Here is a 2,395-nt window from a genome sequence, read left to right on the forward strand (position 1 = left end):
TGGCTGAGCGCGCTCTTTCCCGCCGTGCGCCATTAGTATGACAATCCCGTAACGCGGCTTTGCTTCAACAGGGCCGCGGAAATGCGCATAATCCGGCACGGGGGCAATGGTGATGCCGGGCTATGGACACTTTCGGTATTTCAATCGGCGCTGCCGGCGGGGTGCGAACCCCGTTCGGCAAGACATCGTCGCCCCTCATCGCATCGCTGCTGCTTGGCATCGGGCTGGGTCTTGCCGCGGCGATCCTGCCGGCGCAGGCGCAGCAGGCTGATGCCGCGTCCAGGGCAGCGGCGGACAGCGGGCCGGTCCACCTGACGATTCTCTACACCCAGGGCACCACCGATCTGGAGGAGACCGCCGGGCGCGGCGGCATGGCCCGGCTGGCAGGGACGATCCGCCAGGAACGGGCCGCCCATCCCAATCTGCTGGTCCTGCATGGCGGACAGACGCTGGCGCCGTCGGTGCTTGCCTTCTACGACCAGGGCGCGCACATCATCGACCTGTTGAACGGCATGACCATCGACGCGATGGCCGCGTTGAACCGCGAATTCCACCATGGCGACGACCGGCTGAGCGCCCGCGCCTTCGAGGCCGGCTTTCCCATCGTCACCACCAACACGGTGGACCGCTCCACCGGCCGCACACCGGACGGGCTGGAGGCGGCGGTGGTGCTGACCGCCGGCCCTTTGCGCATCGGCGTGCTGGCTGCGACCCCGGTGCTGACGCGGGAGACCACCCGCGCCCAGCGCATGGAGTTCCGCGACCCGGTGCCGGCGCTGACCGCCAAGGCCGCCGCCCTGCGGGCGGACGGCGTCGATCTGGTGGTTGCGATGACCGGATATGCCGGCGACACCCACCGCAGCGTTATCGCAGCCCGTCCCGCTGATATCGTCCTGTATCAGGACCGCAACCGCCCCTTCGCCGTCGATTATGACGGCAAGTTCCTGTCCGCCACCGTTGCGCCGCAGGCCGCCTGGATCCTGGCGCTGGATCTGACCGTCGAGCGGACCGTGGGACCGAACGGCAAGCGACAGATGACCTGGACGCCGGCGCCGCGCCTGATCGACACGGCGGCGGTGGCACCCGATGCGGCTGTCGCGATCCAGGCGAAGGCCTATGCGGCACGGCTCGACACCATGCTGCGGATGGAAGTGGGACGTCTCACCGCACCGCTCGACACCCGGAAGGAACCGTTACGGACGGGCGAGAACGCTTTCGCCAATGCCGTGGTCGATACGCTGCGCCAGGCGCTGGACGCCGATGTGGCCCTGTTCAACGGCGGCGGCATCCGCGGCGACCGCCAGTATCCCGCAGGCACCCTGCTGACCCGGCGCGATCTCTACGCCGAATTGCCCTTCCACGACGTGGGCGTGGTTCTGGACGTCACCGGACAGCAGCTTTGGGACGCGGTGGAGAGCGGCGTGTCGGCGGTGGAGCAGCTGCAGGGCCGCTTCCCCCACCTGTCCAACGCCCGTGCGGAGATCGACCTGAGCCGTCCGCCCGGCCAGCGGCTGCGCAGCCTGTCGGTCGGCGGCAATCCGGTCGCTCTGTCCTCCCATTACCGTCTGGCGACCAGCAGCTTCCTGGCGGCGGGCGGCGACGGCTATGGCGTTCTGGCCGGCGCGCCGCGGCTGGTGGAGGACCGCAACACCGACTTCGTGTCCACCCAGATGATCGACCAGATCTCCCGCAGCGGTGAGTTCGCCCCCCGGCTGGACGGCCGCATGACGGTGAAGCGGTGATGGACGGCCTGTCTTCCTCCGCCCTGCGCGCCGGCATTGCGCAGGAGGCATCCTCGCGGCGGGAACCGCAGATGCCGCCGTCGAACCGGAAGCGGCGGTTCGGCATCGCTGTGCGCATCACGCTTGGGCTGTCGGTGATGGCGCTGCTGGTGGTGCTGATCGGCGGTGTGTCGATGTCGTCCTTCCGCCTGTTCCGTGCCGAGGTCGCGGTGTTGTCCACCAACACCCTGCCGGAGGTCATCACCAGCGCCGAGCTGTATGGGGCGTTGCAGAAGCTGGTCGCCCAGTTGCCGCAGCTCGCCAGCGCGACCTCGACGCCGCAGCGCCGGTCCATCTATGACGGGCTGGTGACGGAGCTGGATTCGATGCAGCTGCTGGTCGCCCGCATGCGCGGCCTGATGAAGGAGGGCGATGCGGGGGAGCGCGACGGCAATGTCCGCCTGCTGGAGCAGACCCGCTCCACCCTGCTGATCCTCGCCGCCACCGTCGCCGACCTGAATGCGGAGGTTACCCGCCAGATCGAGCATGGCGACCGTCAGGCCGAAGCGGCCCGTGCGCTCAGCCGGCTGGCGGCGGCAATCGAAAGCATGCCCGACACCGGCGCCTGGGCGGCGCGCATCGGCGCGCTGATGGCGCGGGCGGCCGGTGCGACC

General features: G+C 69.4%; 1 protein-coding gene and 1 pseudogene. Both read left to right on the plus strand.

Features of this window, described 5'->3' with window-relative positions:
• Window positions 1–122 precede the first annotated feature (122 nt).
• Entirely contained in the window at window positions 123–1,742 is a 1,620-nt protein-coding gene (locus I71_RS08905; RefSeq protein ID WP_042693993.1) for a bifunctional UDP-sugar hydrolase/5'-nucleotidase, read from the plus strand.
• Window positions 1,742–2,395, plus strand: a pseudogene (locus I71_RS08910) (histidine kinase); the annotation flags it as partial. The gene I71_RS08905 and the pseudogene I71_RS08910, both read left to right, overlap by 1 nt.

Origin of the sequence: Azospirillum sp. B506 (genome assembly GCF_000333595.1) — a bacterium.
GTDB lineage: Bacteria > Pseudomonadota > Alphaproteobacteria > Azospirillales > Azospirillaceae > Azospirillum.

Excerpts from the sequence above, each read along its gene's own strand:
- I71_RS08905 (WP_042693993.1), top strand. The coding sequence starts at position 123 with ATGGACACTTTCGGTATTTCAATCGGCGCTGCCGGCGGGGTGCGAACC.